Raw genomic sequence first — 13,979 nt, forward strand, 5'->3', positions numbered from 1 at the left:
CCGTCAATTCGGGCGGGCCCGTCAGGGAACCGTCACATCTCGGCGTGCACAGCCGCGGTTTCGACGCGCGACACCCGCACCGGTACCCCGGTCAATCGGGCCATCCCGGCCAGGCTCTCGATGTCGGCGGGGTCGCTGGACATCAACCGGTTGACGTTGGCACCGCCGGCATCGTTGGCCACCCGCCACCGGGCGGTGCCCTTATGCCCCCACCCGTGGGGGACCGCGACCACCCCGCCGACGATGTCCTTGGTGACGGCCACCGGCAACTCGATCTCGCCGTGGGGCGACGCGATCCGCACCATGTCGCCGTCGGCGATGCCACCCGCCGCGGCGTCATCGACGTGCATCCGCGCCTGCTGCACCCGGTCACCGCGCATCAGCAGCGGCGAGTTGTGCAGCCACGAGTTCTCCGACCTGGCCTCGCGCATGCCGATCAGGCGCATCGGATAGCCGTCGGGCACCCTGCGGCAGGCCAGCTTGTCGACCTCGGCAGCGATCTCGTCGTGGCGCAATCGCATCCTGCGGCCGCGGTACACGACCGTGTCGCGCAGCACCCCGTCGCGCAGGTTCGGCGCCAGCACCGCGCCGTGCGGATGGTCGGCGATCAGCTTCGAGAAGCTCAGCCCGCGGCGCAGACCGAACCGGTCGCCGCCCTCACCCAGCCGGATCACCGCGTCGACCAGCAGCCGGGGACTCAGCCGAACACCCGACGCGCCGAACAGTTTCCGTGCACCCGCCAGCCCGGCGAAGCCGAGCGTGCGACGCCACAGCCGGCCGGTCAGGTCGTCGATGATCTCCCACTCGGCCCGCGCCTGGCCGACCGGCGCGACGACCGCCTCGGTGGCCTGGCGGAACGGTGTCGGCTGCAGGGACTGGAACGGCAGCGGGAAATCGTCGCGCTCGTACATCGTCGTCGCGGGCAGCACGTAGTCACAGTGCGCCAGCGTCTCGTTGACGTAGATGTCGATGCCGACCATCAACTGCAAGGAGTCCAATGCTTCTTCCAGTTCGTCACCGTTGGGCACCGACAGCACCGGGTTGCCGGCACTGACGAACAGCGCCTTGACCTGACCGCGGCCCGGCGTGGTGATCTCCTTGGCCATCACCCCGGCGGGTTCGGACGCCAACACCGACGGAAAGCCGCCCACTCGCGAGCGCCGTCGCGAGTAGATCGTCCGCAGCAGCGCGCCGCCTGCCTTGTTGAGCCACCGCTCCCCCGGCAGCCCGAACCGGCCGAACATGCTGCCGCCGGCGACATCGAGGTTGCCCGCCACCAGGTTCACCGCATCGAGCAGATACGTTGTGAGCGTTCCGTTTTCGCCGATGCTGGTGCCGACGCGGCCGTACACCGCGGCGCGTTCGGTGCGCACCAGGTCGCGGGCCAACGACCGGACCGTCTCCGGGTCGATACCGGTGTGCTCGGCGGTCGCCTCGGGACTGAACGGCCGGGCCAACTGCTCGAGCCAGACGCCGCCGTCGGCCTGCCGCGCCAACCGGGCGCGGTCGACGAGGTTCTCCCCGAACATCACCTGCAGCAGCGACAGCAGCAGATAGGCGTCACCGTCGGGCACGATGCCCAGCCACTCGAACTGGGCCGCGGTCTCGGTCTTGCGCGGATCGACCACCAGCACCCGACCGCCGCGCTTGACGATGTCGTGCATGCGGTCGCGGATCCGCGGCACGGTCAGCACGCTGCCGTGCGAGACAACCGGATTCGCGCCCATCACCATCAGCAGGTCGGTGCGCAGCACGTCGGGCACCGGCAGCGCCAGCGGCGTGCCGTAGAGCATCTGGCTGGCGACGAAGCGGTTGTTGACGTCCTGCGAACCGGCGGTGAACACGTGCAGTCCCCGGCCGCCGGTCAGCCCGAGTCCGAAGCCGAGCATCAACGTGGTCAGGCCCAGCGTGTGGGAATAGCTGAACGCCCCCGGGTTGCCGTAGTACCAACCGATCGCGCCGGAACCGTGCCGCCGATGGATGGCGGCCACCCGGTCGGCGATGTCGGCCATCGCCTCGTCCCAGCCGACCGGCTCGAAGTCGCCGTCGGCGGATGAGCCGCTTGCGCGAAGACCCTTGGGCTGAGTGCGCCGCAACGGGGTGGTGACGCGGTCAGGATCGTTGACGACCTCGGTGAACGCGATGCCCTTCTGGCAGGCGAACCCCGCCGACAGCGGATGGTCCTTGTCAGGGCGCAGCGCGGTCAGTCGGCCGTCTTCGACGGTCGCGATCATGCCGCACAGCGGCTCACAGATCCGACAGAACGTGGTGTGGTGAGCGCGGGCGGTATGCCGAACGCTCATCGGAGCGGCCTACTGCTGGGCGCGTGGGATGGCGCCGGTGGGGGCGTCGTCCTCGGCGGTGCGGTGCCGGGCGGTCGCGTCGTCGTCGTCGTGGTACGAACGCCCCTGACTCTGACCCTGACCCTGCGAGCTGCTCTCGAGGTCCTCGCGGATGGCCTCCTGCGCGGCAGGCGGCAGGGTATGCATGATCTCGCGCACGCGGGCCTGGCGACGGTATACGGCCTGGCGCTCCGGCATGCCCGGCGTCGCCTGGATCTGCGGCGGCACGCCTTCGATCTCCTCCACGCCACCGTCGTGGTGGCCGGCGTCCATCATGGCCTGCTCCTCGGCCATCGTCGACTCGTCCTTCTCCTCGGACATGCCGATCGGGCCGATGCGCCGGCCGTTGAGGAACTGACGGACGACGGGCTCGTCGCTGGTCAGCAGCACCTCGCGCGGACCGAACATCACCAGATGCTTGCGGAACAGCATGCCCATGTTGTCGGGCACGGTGCGGGCGATGTTGATGTTGTGCGTGACGATCAGGATCGTCGCGTCGATCTGCGCGTTGATGTCGATCAGCAGCTGCGACAGATACGCCGTACGCACGGGGTCCAGACCCGAGTCGGGCTCGTCGCAGAGGATGATCTGCGGGTCGAGCACCAGAGAGCGGGCCAGCCCGGCACGCTTGCGCATACCGCCGGAGATCTCGCCGGGGAACTTGGTCTCGTCGCCGGCCAGACCGACCAGCTCGAGCTTCTCCATGACGATGTTGCGGATGTCGCTTTCCTTTTTCTTGGTGTGCTCACGCAAGGGGAAAGCGGTGTTGTCGTAGAGGCTCATCGAGCCGAACAGGGCGCCGTCCTGGAACATCACTCCGAACAGCGTGCGGATCTCGTAGAGCTCCTTGGCCGTGCACTGGATGATGTCGGTGCCGTCGACGATGATCTTGCCGCGCTCGGGGCGCAGCAGGCCGATCAGCGACTTCAGGAACACGGATTTGCCGGTACCCGACGGGCCGAGCAGCACGCTGACCTCACCCGGCGGCAGGTCGAAGGTGACGTCCTCCCAGATTCGCTGGGGGCCGAAGGACTTGGTCAGTCCCTCGATCTGAATACCAATGCCCACGCGAGATCCTTCCGCCAGATTTCATCCCCGCCACCTGCGCTCCCGCTTGTGGCTTGAGTCACTGTAGCCTACGCCGCCGCGTCCGTATTCGGGTGCGCTCAGATTGTGACAGACCCACAAATAGCCGTGGGGCCGGTCTGTTTGCCAGACTGGCCCCACGGGGTGTTCTCGTCGGCTCGGCCGACGGGTGCTGACTACTTGACGGACACCGACGCGCCCGCGGCCTCGAGCTTGGCCTTGGCGTCGTCGGCGGCGGCCTTGTCGACCTTCTCGAGCAGCGGCTTGGGCGCGCTGTCGACGAGATCCTTGGCCTCCTTCAGGCCCAGACCCGAGACGATCTCTCGGACGACCTTGATGACGCCGATCTTCTTGTCGCCGGCACCCTCGAGGATGACGTCGAACTCGGACTGCTCCTCGGCGGCCTCGGCGGGCGCTCCGCCGGCGGCGGCACCCGGGGCGGCCGCGACGGCGACCGGAGCGGCGGCGGTGACCTCGAAGGTCTCCTCGAACTTCTTGACGAACTCGGAGAGCTCGAGCAGCGTCAGTTCCTTGAACGCGTCGAGCAGCTCGTCGGTGGACAGCTTGGCCATGATTGGTCCTTTCTGGTTCTTACTTCTCGTGGCTAGTGGGATGCCGATGAAGGACGCGGCTACGCGGCCTCTTCGGCGGCCTTCTTTTCTTGCAGAGCGGCGGCCAGCCGGGCGACCTGCGACGCCGGAGCGCTGAACAGACCGGCGGCCTTGGACAGGTTGGCCTTCATCGCGCCGGCCATCTTGGCCAGCAGCACCTCGCGCGACTCCAGGTCGGCGATGCGCTCGACCTCGGCGACGGTCAGCGGGCGACCATCCATGTAGCCGCCCTTGATGACGAGCGCCTTGTGGTCCTTGGCGAACTTCTTGATCGCCTTGGCTGCGTCGACGGCCTCGCCCTGGACGAACGCGATCGCGGTGGGCCCGACGAACAGCTCGTCGAGGCCCTCGATGCCCGCCTCCGCCGCGGCACGCTTGACCAGCGTGTTCTTGGCGACGGTGTAGGTGGCGGAATCACCGAGCGAGCGGCGCAGGTCCTTGAGGTTGGCCACCGTCAGCCCGCGGTACTCGGTGACCAGCGTCGCCGAAGCCCCCTTGAACTGCTCGGCGATGTCGGCAACCGCGGTGGCCTTGTCAGCCTTGGCCATGCATGCCTCCTCGTGGATGGGAACCGTCAGGCCGAGAAGGAAGGAGGGCGGAAAACGACGAACGCCCCGACGCAGACGGGTCGGGGCGCGCAGCAAGCGTGAGCCTCGTCCTCCTGCGTGGGCCGCCCGGGTGATCCGGGACCTTCAACCGATTGCTCGGTGACCGACGGTCTTCGGTGGAACGCGGTCAAGAATAGCCGACCGCCCTGCGATCAGCCAAAACGCTCGCCGCGCATGTGCGGTTCGACGCGGTTGGTCACTCTCACCGCGAAATTTGCGCCGGAGTCACAGACGCAGCGGCTCCGCCGAACGCCACGACCCGTTAGCTGAATCTGTTGTTATCGGCGGCGCCGCGTGCATAGCATTGTCGCCATGGCAAACCATGGGGGAAGTAGTCAGACGGTTCCAGAAGCTCATAGCGAGGAGGTCGGCGGGGGCGACGGCATGGAGGTCGCAGTAAACACTGGTGGCAGCGCAAACGTCGGTTCGAAGAAGAATCCGAGAAAGAATGAGAACCGGCAACCGCTGTCTTGGTTACCGATATTGCTCGGTCTTTTCCTACTCGTCTTGAACATCGCCGCCGCTGCTCGGCTGTGGAAATTCCTCCCAATCTCGAAGCCGCAGAGCGCGGTTCCGATCGTATTGCTCGCATCGAGCGTCTTCATCGGTGTGTTTCTCATCGTTTACGCGATCGCCCTGCGGCGTAGTGAACGGCACAGCACCGGTATCGACGCCCAGGTGGCGCCGCGATCAACTACCGCTGGCCAAACGACATCATTTGCCAGGTGGGTCACAGTGCCCCTTCTGGTCGCCCTACCCGCGCTACTCCTGACGGTCTGGGGCGCCGAGGTCGCTCAATCCGGCACGCCGCAACCCAATGCTCAGAAGCCGTGCATCGAGCTGTACCAGCAGGCGGCCAGCATTCAGAGGGACAACCCGACTTTCCGGATGCCACCCCAAGACCGTGACGAACAAAGGTGCAACATCAACAGGGCTCTGCGCCTGCAGGCGGCCCCGCCCCGCTGACGGGATAGCGGACGGCCCCCTACACCCGCTCACGCAACAGCGCCGCCGCGCCGACGAGGCCCGCGTGGCCGCCCAGTTCAGCGGGCACCACCTGCAGATCGCGGATGAAGCCGAGTCCGGCATAGGACGCCAGCTTCTCGCGCACGGGGTCGAACAGCAGCGCACCGGACTTCGCCACGCCGCCGCCGATCACCACGCGGTCCAGGTCGCACACCGCGCCCACCGACGCGATCATCGCCGCCACCGCTGTCGCGCCCCGCCTGAACGCCCGCAGAGCGATCGCATCGCCTGCACGCGCCGCGTCGGCGAGTTCTTTCGCGTCGGCCCCGGCCGGCGCGGTCCAGCCCTGCTCGCGGGCCCACTGCGCCATCCGCGGTCCGGCGGCGACGGTCTCGACGCAGCCGTGCCCGCCACAGGTGCACAACCCGCCGTCCGGGTCGACGACGACGTGGCCGACGTGCCCGGCGTTGCCGGTGCGGCCGTCGTACGGCGCACCGTCGAGCACCAACCCGCCGCCCACCCCAGTCGACACCACCATGCCGAGCAGGTAGTCGGCCCCGCGCCCCGCCCCGCGCCACCGCTCCCCCAGCGCCATGCACAGCCCGTCACCGGCAAGCCGCACCGGGGCGCCGACGGTCATCGACACCCGCTCGACGATCGGGAACCGTTGCCACTGGCCGATGTTGATCGGGCTGACCGTCCCAGTGAGCAGGTCGATCGGTCCGGCCGATGCGACGCCGACACCGCGCACATGGCCGCCGGCGCTCGCCAGCGCCTCGGTGATCAACGAATCAACCACCGCCCAAATCGATTCGGCATCACCGTCGGGTGTCGGCAACTTGGCCGTGTGGACCAGCGCGCCGCGATCGTCGACCAGACCCGCGGCGATCTTCGTGCCGCCGATGTCGAGTGCCAGCGTCAGCTCGGCCATCAGTGCCGGTGCGTGTTGTCGGGTTGGCGGGGATCTGCGGGATGCTCGTATCCGGGCGCAAGCTGTACGACGACCGCGCACCGGGCGTCCAGCCACAGCCGGAAGGCCCGCCGTCGCGCCGCACCCAGGAGATCGGCGATGATCTCGGCATCTGAGTTGTACCGCAGGGGGTTTCGCGACCGGTACGACGCCACGGCAGCGGCGCTCACGTCGACACCAGCGGTGACGTCGACGAACAGCGCGCGGGCCAACGGATCGGCCAGGACCGACGACGCCACACTGCCGAGCTCCAACCGGACCGTGTTGTTCGGCAGCAGGTCTGCCTCCGCAGGCGCATTGTCGGCCGTCAGTGCGCGGTCCGCAGCCTCGGCGGCCACCACCCGCTCGGCGACCAGCAGCTGTGTCAGCCAACGCCGGAGCTGACGTCCTTCGCTGGTGCCCGGTCGCGGCAGCGACGCCGTGATGTGCGACGCCCGGAGTCGCGCTTCCCGCGCGTCGATGTCGGCGACCGTCACCGGCACGCCGTCCACCGACGCAGCGACCCTCATCGCACCGTTACCTTCACCGCCGGTGAGTACACCAGGTGCCCCGCGGCGGCGAGCCGGACCAGCGCCCACCATTCACCGGGCTGCGCGCCACGCGGGGGCGCGACGTCGAACACGATGTCGGCCGTGCCGCGCGCGGCCAGCTCCATACCCGTTGCGGCGGGGCCGATCCACTCCCACGTCCCCCACGGGCTGATGAGGTGCGCCTCGACGGCGACGGCCGCACACGCGTCGGTGCCGACGGTCACCGTCAGCTGCGCCGTCTCGCCGGCGGCGATTTCGACGGGATCCGGCCCGCTGACCAGACGCAGCAGGACGTCCTCGGCGGGCGCGTTCACGTCGACGACGCAGACGTCCTCGACCATCTGTCGCCATGAGGCAGGCAGATGGCTGCCGGTCAACGTCAGTTCGGCCCGCACCGGATAGCGCCCGGGCGGGACTGTCCCGGGCATCGAGACCGTCACGTCGGTGTCGAGGTATTCGCCGGACGGCAGCATGAACGGCAGCACGGCCGGGTCCGCGCTCCACCCGTCGGGTACCACCAGTCGCACCCTACCGTGCAGCCCTGCGTCGCTGCAGTCGCTGACCACCGTAAGCCGCAGGCGCACAACCGAATCCGAGGCGAGCACCTGTTGGGGGTGCAGATGGGCGACGGCAGGCAGCCCGCCGAGCGGGGCGGGGCCGCGGTTGTGCAGCCAGTACCGCGCGTAGAGCGGCTGCGCGGCTTCGGCCTCGGCCGCCAGTTCGTCGTCGGCCTGCATCACCTGCGGCAGGTTCAACCGTGCCAGCACCGTCGCGATCTCGAAGCCGTGCAGGGACAACCCGTCGGAAGCGTCCTGCATCCGCGGCTGTTCGAGCAGGTCCACCCGGGCGGCGTCCGACACCCGTCGCAGCCCCGATGTGACCATGACTTCGCTTGCCGCACCGAGACTCTCGACGATACGGATCGTCACACCATTCGACGGGTGCACCGGCTGACTGCTGCCGAAGGCCAACGGATTACCGGCGGCCTTCAACGCACCGAGTTGCACCTCTCCGGCGGGCTCGATCTCGAGGAACGAACCCCATGGCGGTAAGTGGCCCGTGCCCGAGTCCGGATTCACCACCGCGATCAGCGGATGCGAGAACTCCGAACTGCGGGCCGGAATCCGGGACTCCCGCCAGTCGCCGCGACCGGAAGCGAGCGCGTAGTCGAACACATGGGTCCAGTGCTGCAGCTGGAAGTTCGACCCGTCCGGGGCGGTGCGCCGCGGCGGGTCGATCCAGGTGCCCGACGGCCACCCGCTGCACGAGCGCATCAGCGACATGTGCAAGGTTCCGTCGCTGTCGACGGCGAACCCCGGTATCCCGCGGTTGAGCAGAGCGACGGTGTGGCCGTCACCGTCATCGTCGGCGACATTCGACGGTGCCTCCTGATCGACGACGATCCGGAAGTCCCCCAGATCATCGACCATCGCCGCGATCTCGCCGGCCAGCGGATCGCCGGCGACGATCAGCACCGGCAGCGTCCGCGCACCCCGCAGGTCGGCGCCGGGACGCCAGACCTCGTGCAGCGCGCCGTCGGCCGGTACCCAGACCCGGGCTGCGCCGGAGGCACCCAGTTGCCGCGAGAGCTCGTCGGCATAGACGGGACCGGCATCGGCGAGAACCGCTGCAGTGAAGGCGTTCTCGTCCGGACCGCCGAGCGCGATCCGAACATCCGGCAGGTTCGAGTCGACGGCGAGGTCGCCGTATCGCGGCTGCCCGGCGGCGCTGAAGGTCGCGGTCACACCCGCGCGCACCAACGCGACCAGCAACGGACGCGCCAACGCCGAGGACTGCGATTCCGACGGCGCCACCACCTCGGCGACGGCCACTGCGCGATCACAGCCGTTGACCCGCACCCGCGCGGTCTGCGACAGCCCGAACCAGCCGAACGCCGGGTTGTCCAGTGTCCACGGCTGTTCGGCCGAGTCGACCGCCTCGCGCCGACCGGGCTCGTGCAGCAGCCCGAACCCGCGGCCGATCACCGCGTCACCGACCTCGCTGACCGGAAGGGCACCCTGCAGGAGACACGACCAGCGCAGCCGCAGCAGCCGGTCCGCGTCAGCGAAGTCGTCGACGGCCGTGGAACACTCGACGCGGTCCACGCCATGCCACAGCGTCAGTGTCTGCGTGTAGCGCAGCACACCGTCGATGTGGCCCCGCACGACGAGCCGTTCCCCGAGCGGACCCCGGTACGCCTGCACCGAAACCTCCCCGGCCGCCGCCCCGGAAGCCGATGACATCACGGGCCCTTTCGGCAGCAGATGCCACGGTCCCTCACCGGCCTCCGGATGTGCCGGGTACTCCTCGTAGACGGCGATCTCGTTACCGAGGCCGACGACGCGCCGACCGTCGGCCTCCCGCACGGAGGTCACCGCGCCGCCACGCCGGGCATCGACCGTCACCGTGTAGTGCGCGTTGGCGATCTCGCTGCCGCTCAACGGGACCCAACCCGCGGCCTCGTCCGCGGCTTCCAGCCGGTAGGACCTCCAGCCCAGCGACGGCACGTCACGAGCCAGCCAGCTCAGCGACCGTCCGTCGTCCTCGACGTGCACCCGCTGTTCCACGCCCTCGGAGTCGAACACCCGCGCCCCGGCACCGAGAGCTTCGTTCAGTCGCACCGTAACGACGTCGGTCCGCTTGTGCGCCAGCGGGTTCCACACCACCACCGACCCGTCGACCGCACGCGACAGCATCGCCAGCGAATTGTCGCGCGCCCTCGTGCCCAGCTCCCAGGCGTCGCGCCACCCGGTCAACAGATCCAGGTAGACCTGGTCGGACTCCGATCCGGTGATCGCGTCGTGGTGCGCGCCGTAGACCAACTGCACCCACGCTTTGGCCAGCGCCGCTTCCGGATACGCCGCGCCGCACACCAGACCGGCGAACACCGAGAACTTCTCCGCGTCCAGCACCGCGTTCTCCGCGGCCCGGTTGGCCTGCTTGGTGTCGATGTAGGACACGTCCTTGCCCGTGTAGATCGGGTTCATGTCGCGGGTCTGAGGCGAGGCCTCGACGCCCCGCGCGGCGAGTTCGGCGCGCACCGCCGCGAAGAATTCCCTCGGCAGCGCGCAGACGAACCGCGGCCAGGTATAGCGGGAGTTCCAGGACCGGTGGATATCGGTGACCCACTTGTTCGGTGGCGTGTAGTCGGTGCCGACGGGCAGCAACACGTTGCGCGTCAGCGCCACCTTCTTCAGTGACCGGAACAGCCCGTAGGTCTCGGCTTCGGCCTGCTCGAGCGTGGCCGCCGAGTCCATCCACCACCCGGCCGCATAGTGGGCGGGCATGTAGTGCGTCAGCAGGCCGCGGCCGGACGGGGCGATCCACTCGAACTCGCTGCTGAACTGCATCCGCTCGGGGTCGCCGCCGCCGGCCATCGGGCCCCATTGGTGGTGCGGCCCGCGAGCCCATGAGCTCGACGTCAGGCCGGCGTCGGCGGCCATGCCGGGAAACTGAGGGTCGTGACCGAATGCGTCGAGCTGCCATGCCGTCGTCGGCTCGGCGCCCAGCACACCTCGCTGAAACCCGATGCCGCACATAAAGTTCCGGATGGTCGTCTCGGGGCTGGTGAGGTTGGTGTTCGGTTCGTTGTACGTGCCGCCCATCACCTCGACGCGACCGTCGGCGATGAACCGACGCAGGTCGGCGCGCTCCTCGGGATGGGTGTCCCAGAACGGTTTGAGGTAGTCGACCTCAGCGAGCACGAATTTGTATTCCGGCTCGCGGCGGGCCATTTCGAGATGCGCGCGCACGAGGTCGAACGAGTTGGTCTGCCGGCAGCGGCCCGGCGGGTCCTCACTCCATACGCTGGTGTAGGCACCCTGGGTGTTCCACCACACCGGGTCGTAATGGAAGTGGCTGATCATGTACACGGTCCAGCCGGGCTCGGCGACGGTGAGCACGAACTCCACAGCGGAATCACCGCCGACCACCCGCGCCTGGCGCTGCTGGCCGACCACCGGGTCGCGCACCGACACCGGGACCTCGATCACTCCGTCCGAGTCGGCCGGTGCCTGCCCCGACAGTCCGTCGCCCTCGATGCGAACCTCGCCGCCGCCGGAGCACGCCACCCGCGCGATCTGGAGCGGCGCATTGGCGGGACCGACGAACAGTTCCGTCGACTCCGCCGAGATGACCTGCACGCCCAAACCCTACGGCCTACGCGCGATCGGCACGCCGAAGTCAGGATCCGTTGCGGCGGCCGATGATCAGGTCCTTGATCTCGGCCAGGTGCTCGTCGACCGAGCGAAATCTGGCCCGGGTCTCGTCGCGAAACCCGTAGAACTCCGTCTTCAGGTCCGCGACCTCGGACCTGACCGCAGTCAGGCCGAGCGATAGATCCCGCTGATTGACCGCCAAGGCGTTCACCGCGGCGAGCACTGCGCGGTAGTCGGCCTGCGAAGCCTCCAGCGCCGCAACACGAGCTTCCAAATCTTCCAGCGCGGCCACTACGCCATCCTAAGAGCCCGCGCACACCCCGGCAGCGGTTATCCCCAGGGCTATCCTCGCGCGACGTCGACGACCAGCGCGCGGTGATCGGAGATCGTCAGCATCGGCGCACAGCACCGCACGATCCGCAGCCCGTGGTCGTCGGTGAGGATGTGGTCGAGCTGACGGTCGGGCTCGCCGGCCGGGAAGGTCAGCGCGGAGCCCAGCGGCCGCAACCGTGACCATCGGGCGACGGTCTGCGGTGTCAGGTTCAGGTCGCCCATCAGCATCCGCGGCGGCGGGAAGCCGCGCATGTCGCGCAGCAGTCGCCGCAGCTGCCTGCGGTTCCAGCCCGGCACGAAGGACAGGTGGGTGTTCGCGACCGTGAGCGGGCCCAGTGGCGTGTCGAACCGCCCGATCATCGCCGCCCGCGGTTCCTCGTCGACGATCTGCACCCGGTTCGGCCCGGGAAGATACATCGGGAATCGCCCGGGGATCCGCGGCAGCCGCAGCACCTGCCACGAGTCGGCCGGGTACCGCGACAGCAACGCGATCCCGTAGGCGGCGGTGCCGGGCTGCTCGTCACCGGTCGCGGCCATCCACGTCGCACCGGGCGTTCCGGAGATCGCGGCCACGAACCGGTGACTCTGCGCGCCCATCGCCTCGGCGGCGACGGCGGTCAGATCGGACATTCCAGAGCGCGGCTGATCGAGGTCGACCTCCTGCAGGGCGAGGACATCGGCGTCGAGTTGCTTGATCGATTCGACGAGCCGATCCGGATGGACGACGCCGTCGTGAAGGCTTCGGCCGTGCAAGATGTTGAAAGTAGCCATCCGCATGGGTATCTACCTACCCACAATCGCCGCCGGCCATCAGGAGTGTCGTGCCACAACGAAACGACGATCTGCGCGACGCGCTCAAGCGCGCGGCGTCGGCGCTGCGCGCCCAGGGCCCGGAGTTCGCGCTGGGCGGCAGTTACGCGCTGTGGGTGTTCGGCGGGCCGGAACCCGTGCACGACGTCGATCTGGTCGTGGCCGAACCGGATACCGAGAAGGCCGCCGCCACCTTGGAGGAAGCCGGCTTCCGGGTGGAGCGAACGCCGGAGGACTGGCTGTTCAAGGCATGCGTCGGCGACGATTTCGTGATCGACGTGCTGCACCGCCTCAACGGCGTGCCGGTCGACAAGGAAAGAATCCTGGCTGCACAGGAGTACGACGTTCTCGCGATCCGCATGCGGGTCCTGCCGCCGACCGAGGTGGTGCGCGAAAAGCTCAACTCGCTCAACGAACACAACTGCGACTTCACGGGGTTGCTGCCGGCTGTCCGTGCCGTTCGCGAAGAGTTGGACTGGAAACGAATCCGGAAGGACACCGACGAGAATCCGTATGCCGCGGCGTTCGCGTTGCTCGCCGACCGGCTCGGGCTCACCGATTGACGGTGGCACGTCGCAACCGCGCCGACACCGCTGCCACCGCGCGGATCAGCTCCGGTGGCTCCAGCACCTCGAAGTCATAGCCGACGGCGGCGAAGTAGGACACCATGCGCTCTGGGTCATCGGCGCCGGTGGTCACGACGCACGCGTTCGGGCCGTCGGGTTCGATGGTGACGGAAGCAGGCGAGAAATGTTGACGCAGAACGGTTTCTGCGGCGCGAAACCGCACGCGGGCGACGTAGCGGTACGGCGAGCTGCTGATCGACCGGCCGACGTAGGCCGCGGCGTCCGGAGCGTCGCGGGCGGTGAACGTGGTGCCCGTGGCCCGCACGTCCGACATCCGGTCCAGGCGCAGGCTGCGCCAGTCCTGCTTGTCGCGGTCGTAGGCCAACAAGTACCAGCGTCGGCCGGTGGTGACGAGTTGATACGGCTCGAGCCGCCGCCGGGTGGCATTGCCGCGGATGTCGACGTAGCCGGCGGCGACGTGTTCGCGGTCGCGGCAGGCACGTGCCAAGGTCATCAACACCTCCGGTGCGACGGGCTCATCCGACGGGGAGGTCAGCGTGACGGTCGCCTCGTGCACCGCCGACACCTGGGACCGCAGCCGCGACGGCATCACCTGGTCGAGCTTGGTCAGCGCCCGCAGCGCCGACTCACCCACCCCGGCCACCGACCCGCCTGCCGCCAGCCGCAGACAGACGGCCATCGCCACCGCCTCGTCGGGATCGAGCAGCAGCGGCGGCAGCGCCGCCCCGGCGCCCAACTGGTATCCCCCGCCGTGGCCCTTGCTGGCGTGCACGGGATAACCGAGATCGCGCAGCCGCTCGACGTCGCGGCGCACGCTGCGCGTCGTCACGCCGAGGCGGTCGGCGAGTTCCTCGCCGGTCCACACCCGACGTGACTGCAACAGCCCGAGCAGTTGCAGCACCCGGCTCGTCGTCTCCGACACGCCTACCAGCCTGACACAGTTTTAGGACAGAAGCTGTCCTATATCCGCGTCATGCTG

12 protein-coding genes are annotated in these 13,979 nt (G+C 68.8%); 2 read left to right on the forward strand and 10 right to left on the reverse strand.

The window, feature by feature from the left end; translation table 11 throughout:
* Nucleotides 1–32: 32 nt before the first annotated feature.
* From K3G64_RS04355 to rplJ, 4 genes are all read right to left on the reverse strand, one after another.
* Complete coding sequence (locus tag K3G64_RS04355) at nucleotides 33–2,303, reverse strand: molybdopterin-containing oxidoreductase family protein (protein WP_238889252.1); 2,271 nt, start codon at nucleotides 2,301–2,303, stop codon at nucleotides 33–35.
* 9 nt (nucleotides 2,304–2,312) lie between these two features.
* On the reverse strand, nucleotides 2,313–3,410 hold the full coding sequence (locus K3G64_RS04360) for an ABC transporter ATP-binding protein (protein WP_238889254.1): 1,098 nt from the start codon (nucleotides 3,408–3,410) through the stop codon (nucleotides 2,313–2,315).
* A gap of 194 nt (nucleotides 3,411–3,604) precedes the next feature.
* Nucleotides 3,605–4,000 (reverse strand): 50S ribosomal protein L7/L12, encoded by a 396-nt coding sequence (gene rplL / locus K3G64_RS04365; RefSeq protein WP_238889256.1) that lies wholly within the window; start codon nucleotides 3,998–4,000, stop codon nucleotides 3,605–3,607.
* 59 nt (nucleotides 4,001–4,059) lie between these two features.
* Nucleotides 4,060–4,587 carry a 50S ribosomal protein L10 gene (rplJ, locus tag K3G64_RS04370; protein WP_238889258.1) on the reverse strand — a complete coding sequence of 176 codons (528 nt, stop codon included), beginning with the start codon at nucleotides 4,585–4,587 and terminating at the stop codon, nucleotides 4,060–4,062.
* Nucleotides 4,588–4,959: 372 nt separating this feature from the next.
* Between rplJ and K3G64_RS04375 the strand changes: the two genes are divergently transcribed.
* On the forward strand, nucleotides 4,960–5,613 hold the full coding sequence (locus tag K3G64_RS04375; RefSeq protein ID WP_238889260.1) for a hypothetical protein: 654 nt from the start codon (nucleotides 4,960–4,962) through the stop codon (nucleotides 5,611–5,613).
* A 19-nt stretch (nucleotides 5,614–5,632) separates the two neighbouring features.
* Here the strand turns inward: K3G64_RS04375 and K3G64_RS04380 are convergent, their stop codons facing one another.
* The 5 genes from K3G64_RS04380 to K3G64_RS04400 are packed head-to-tail and all read right to left on the reverse strand — an operon-like array spanning nucleotide 5,633 to nucleotide 12,380.
* Entirely contained in the window at nucleotides 5,633–6,544 is a 912-nt protein-coding gene (locus tag K3G64_RS04380; protein ID WP_238889261.1) for an ROK family protein, read from the reverse strand.
* Complete coding sequence (locus K3G64_RS04385) at nucleotides 6,544–7,092, reverse strand: DUF7158 domain-containing protein (RefSeq protein ID WP_238889263.1); 549 nt, start codon at nucleotides 7,090–7,092, stop codon at nucleotides 6,544–6,546. Before K3G64_RS04385 ends, K3G64_RS04380 begins: the two co-directional genes overlap by 1 nt.
* A complete protein-coding gene (locus K3G64_RS04390; RefSeq protein ID WP_238889264.1) occupies nucleotides 7,089–11,255 on the reverse strand; it encodes an NEW3 domain-containing protein in 4,167 nt (1,388 codons plus the stop codon). Before K3G64_RS04390 ends, K3G64_RS04385 begins: the two co-directional genes overlap by 4 nt.
* A gap of 40 nt (nucleotides 11,256–11,295) precedes the next feature.
* Nucleotides 11,296–11,562, reverse strand: a complete 267-nt coding sequence (locus tag K3G64_RS04395; RefSeq protein WP_238889266.1) for a hypothetical protein — start codon at nucleotides 11,560–11,562, stop codon at nucleotides 11,296–11,298.
* A gap of 50 nt (nucleotides 11,563–11,612) precedes the next feature.
* Nucleotides 11,613–12,380, reverse strand: coding sequence for an endonuclease/exonuclease/phosphatase family protein (locus tag K3G64_RS04400; protein WP_238889268.1), 768 nt, complete (start codon nucleotides 12,378–12,380; stop codon nucleotides 11,613–11,615).
* A 44-nt stretch (nucleotides 12,381–12,424) separates the two neighbouring features.
* Here K3G64_RS04400 and K3G64_RS04405 point away from each other — a divergent pair, with 44 nt between their 5' ends.
* Nucleotides 12,425–12,976 (forward strand): nucleotidyltransferase, encoded by a 552-nt coding sequence (locus K3G64_RS04405; RefSeq protein ID WP_238889270.1) that lies wholly within the window; start codon nucleotides 12,425–12,427, stop codon nucleotides 12,974–12,976.
* On the opposite strand, the gene K3G64_RS04410 is transcribed toward K3G64_RS04405, so the two are convergent.
* Nucleotides 12,966–13,922: a helix-turn-helix transcriptional regulator gene (locus tag K3G64_RS04410; protein WP_238889272.1), complete on the reverse strand. Its 957-nt coding sequence runs from the start codon at nucleotides 13,920–13,922 to the stop codon at nucleotides 12,966–12,968. The two genes, K3G64_RS04405 and K3G64_RS04410, sit on opposite strands and share 11 nt — an antisense overlap.
* Nucleotides 13,923–13,979: the final 57 nt, after the last annotated feature.

Origin of the sequence: Mycobacterium sp. IDR2000157661 (genome assembly GCF_022317005.1) — a bacterium.
Taxonomy (GTDB): domain Bacteria; phylum Actinomycetota; class Actinomycetes; order Mycobacteriales; family Mycobacteriaceae; genus Mycobacterium.

What these genes read in the sequence shown, in the direction of transcription:
- K3G64_RS04385 (WP_238889263.1), bottom strand. Translation starts at nt 7,092, where the DNA reads ATGAGGGTCGCTGCGTCGGTGGACGGCGTGCCGGTGACGGTCGCCGAC.
- rplL (WP_238889256.1), bottom strand. Translation starts at nt 4,000, where the DNA reads ATGGCCAAGCTGTCCACCGACGAGCTGCTCGACGCGTTCAAGGAACTG.
- K3G64_RS04355 (WP_238889252.1), bottom strand. Translation starts at nt 2,303, where the DNA reads ATGAGCGTTCGGCATACCGCCCGCGCTCACCACACCACGTTCTGTCGG.
- K3G64_RS04380 (WP_238889261.1), bottom strand. Translation starts at nt 6,544, where the DNA reads ATGGCCGAGCTGACGCTGGCACTCGACATCGGCGGCACGAAGATCGCC.
- rplJ (WP_238889258.1), bottom strand. Translation starts at nt 4,587, where the DNA reads ATGGCCAAGGCTGACAAGGCCACCGCGGTTGCCGACATCGCCGAGCAG.
- K3G64_RS04400 (WP_238889268.1), bottom strand. Translation starts at nt 12,380, where the DNA reads ATGCGGATGGCTACTTTCAACATCTTGCACGGCCGAAGCCTTCACGAC.
- K3G64_RS04375 (WP_238889260.1), top strand. Translation starts at nt 4,960, where the DNA reads ATGGCAAACCATGGGGGAAGTAGTCAGACGGTTCCAGAAGCTCATAGC.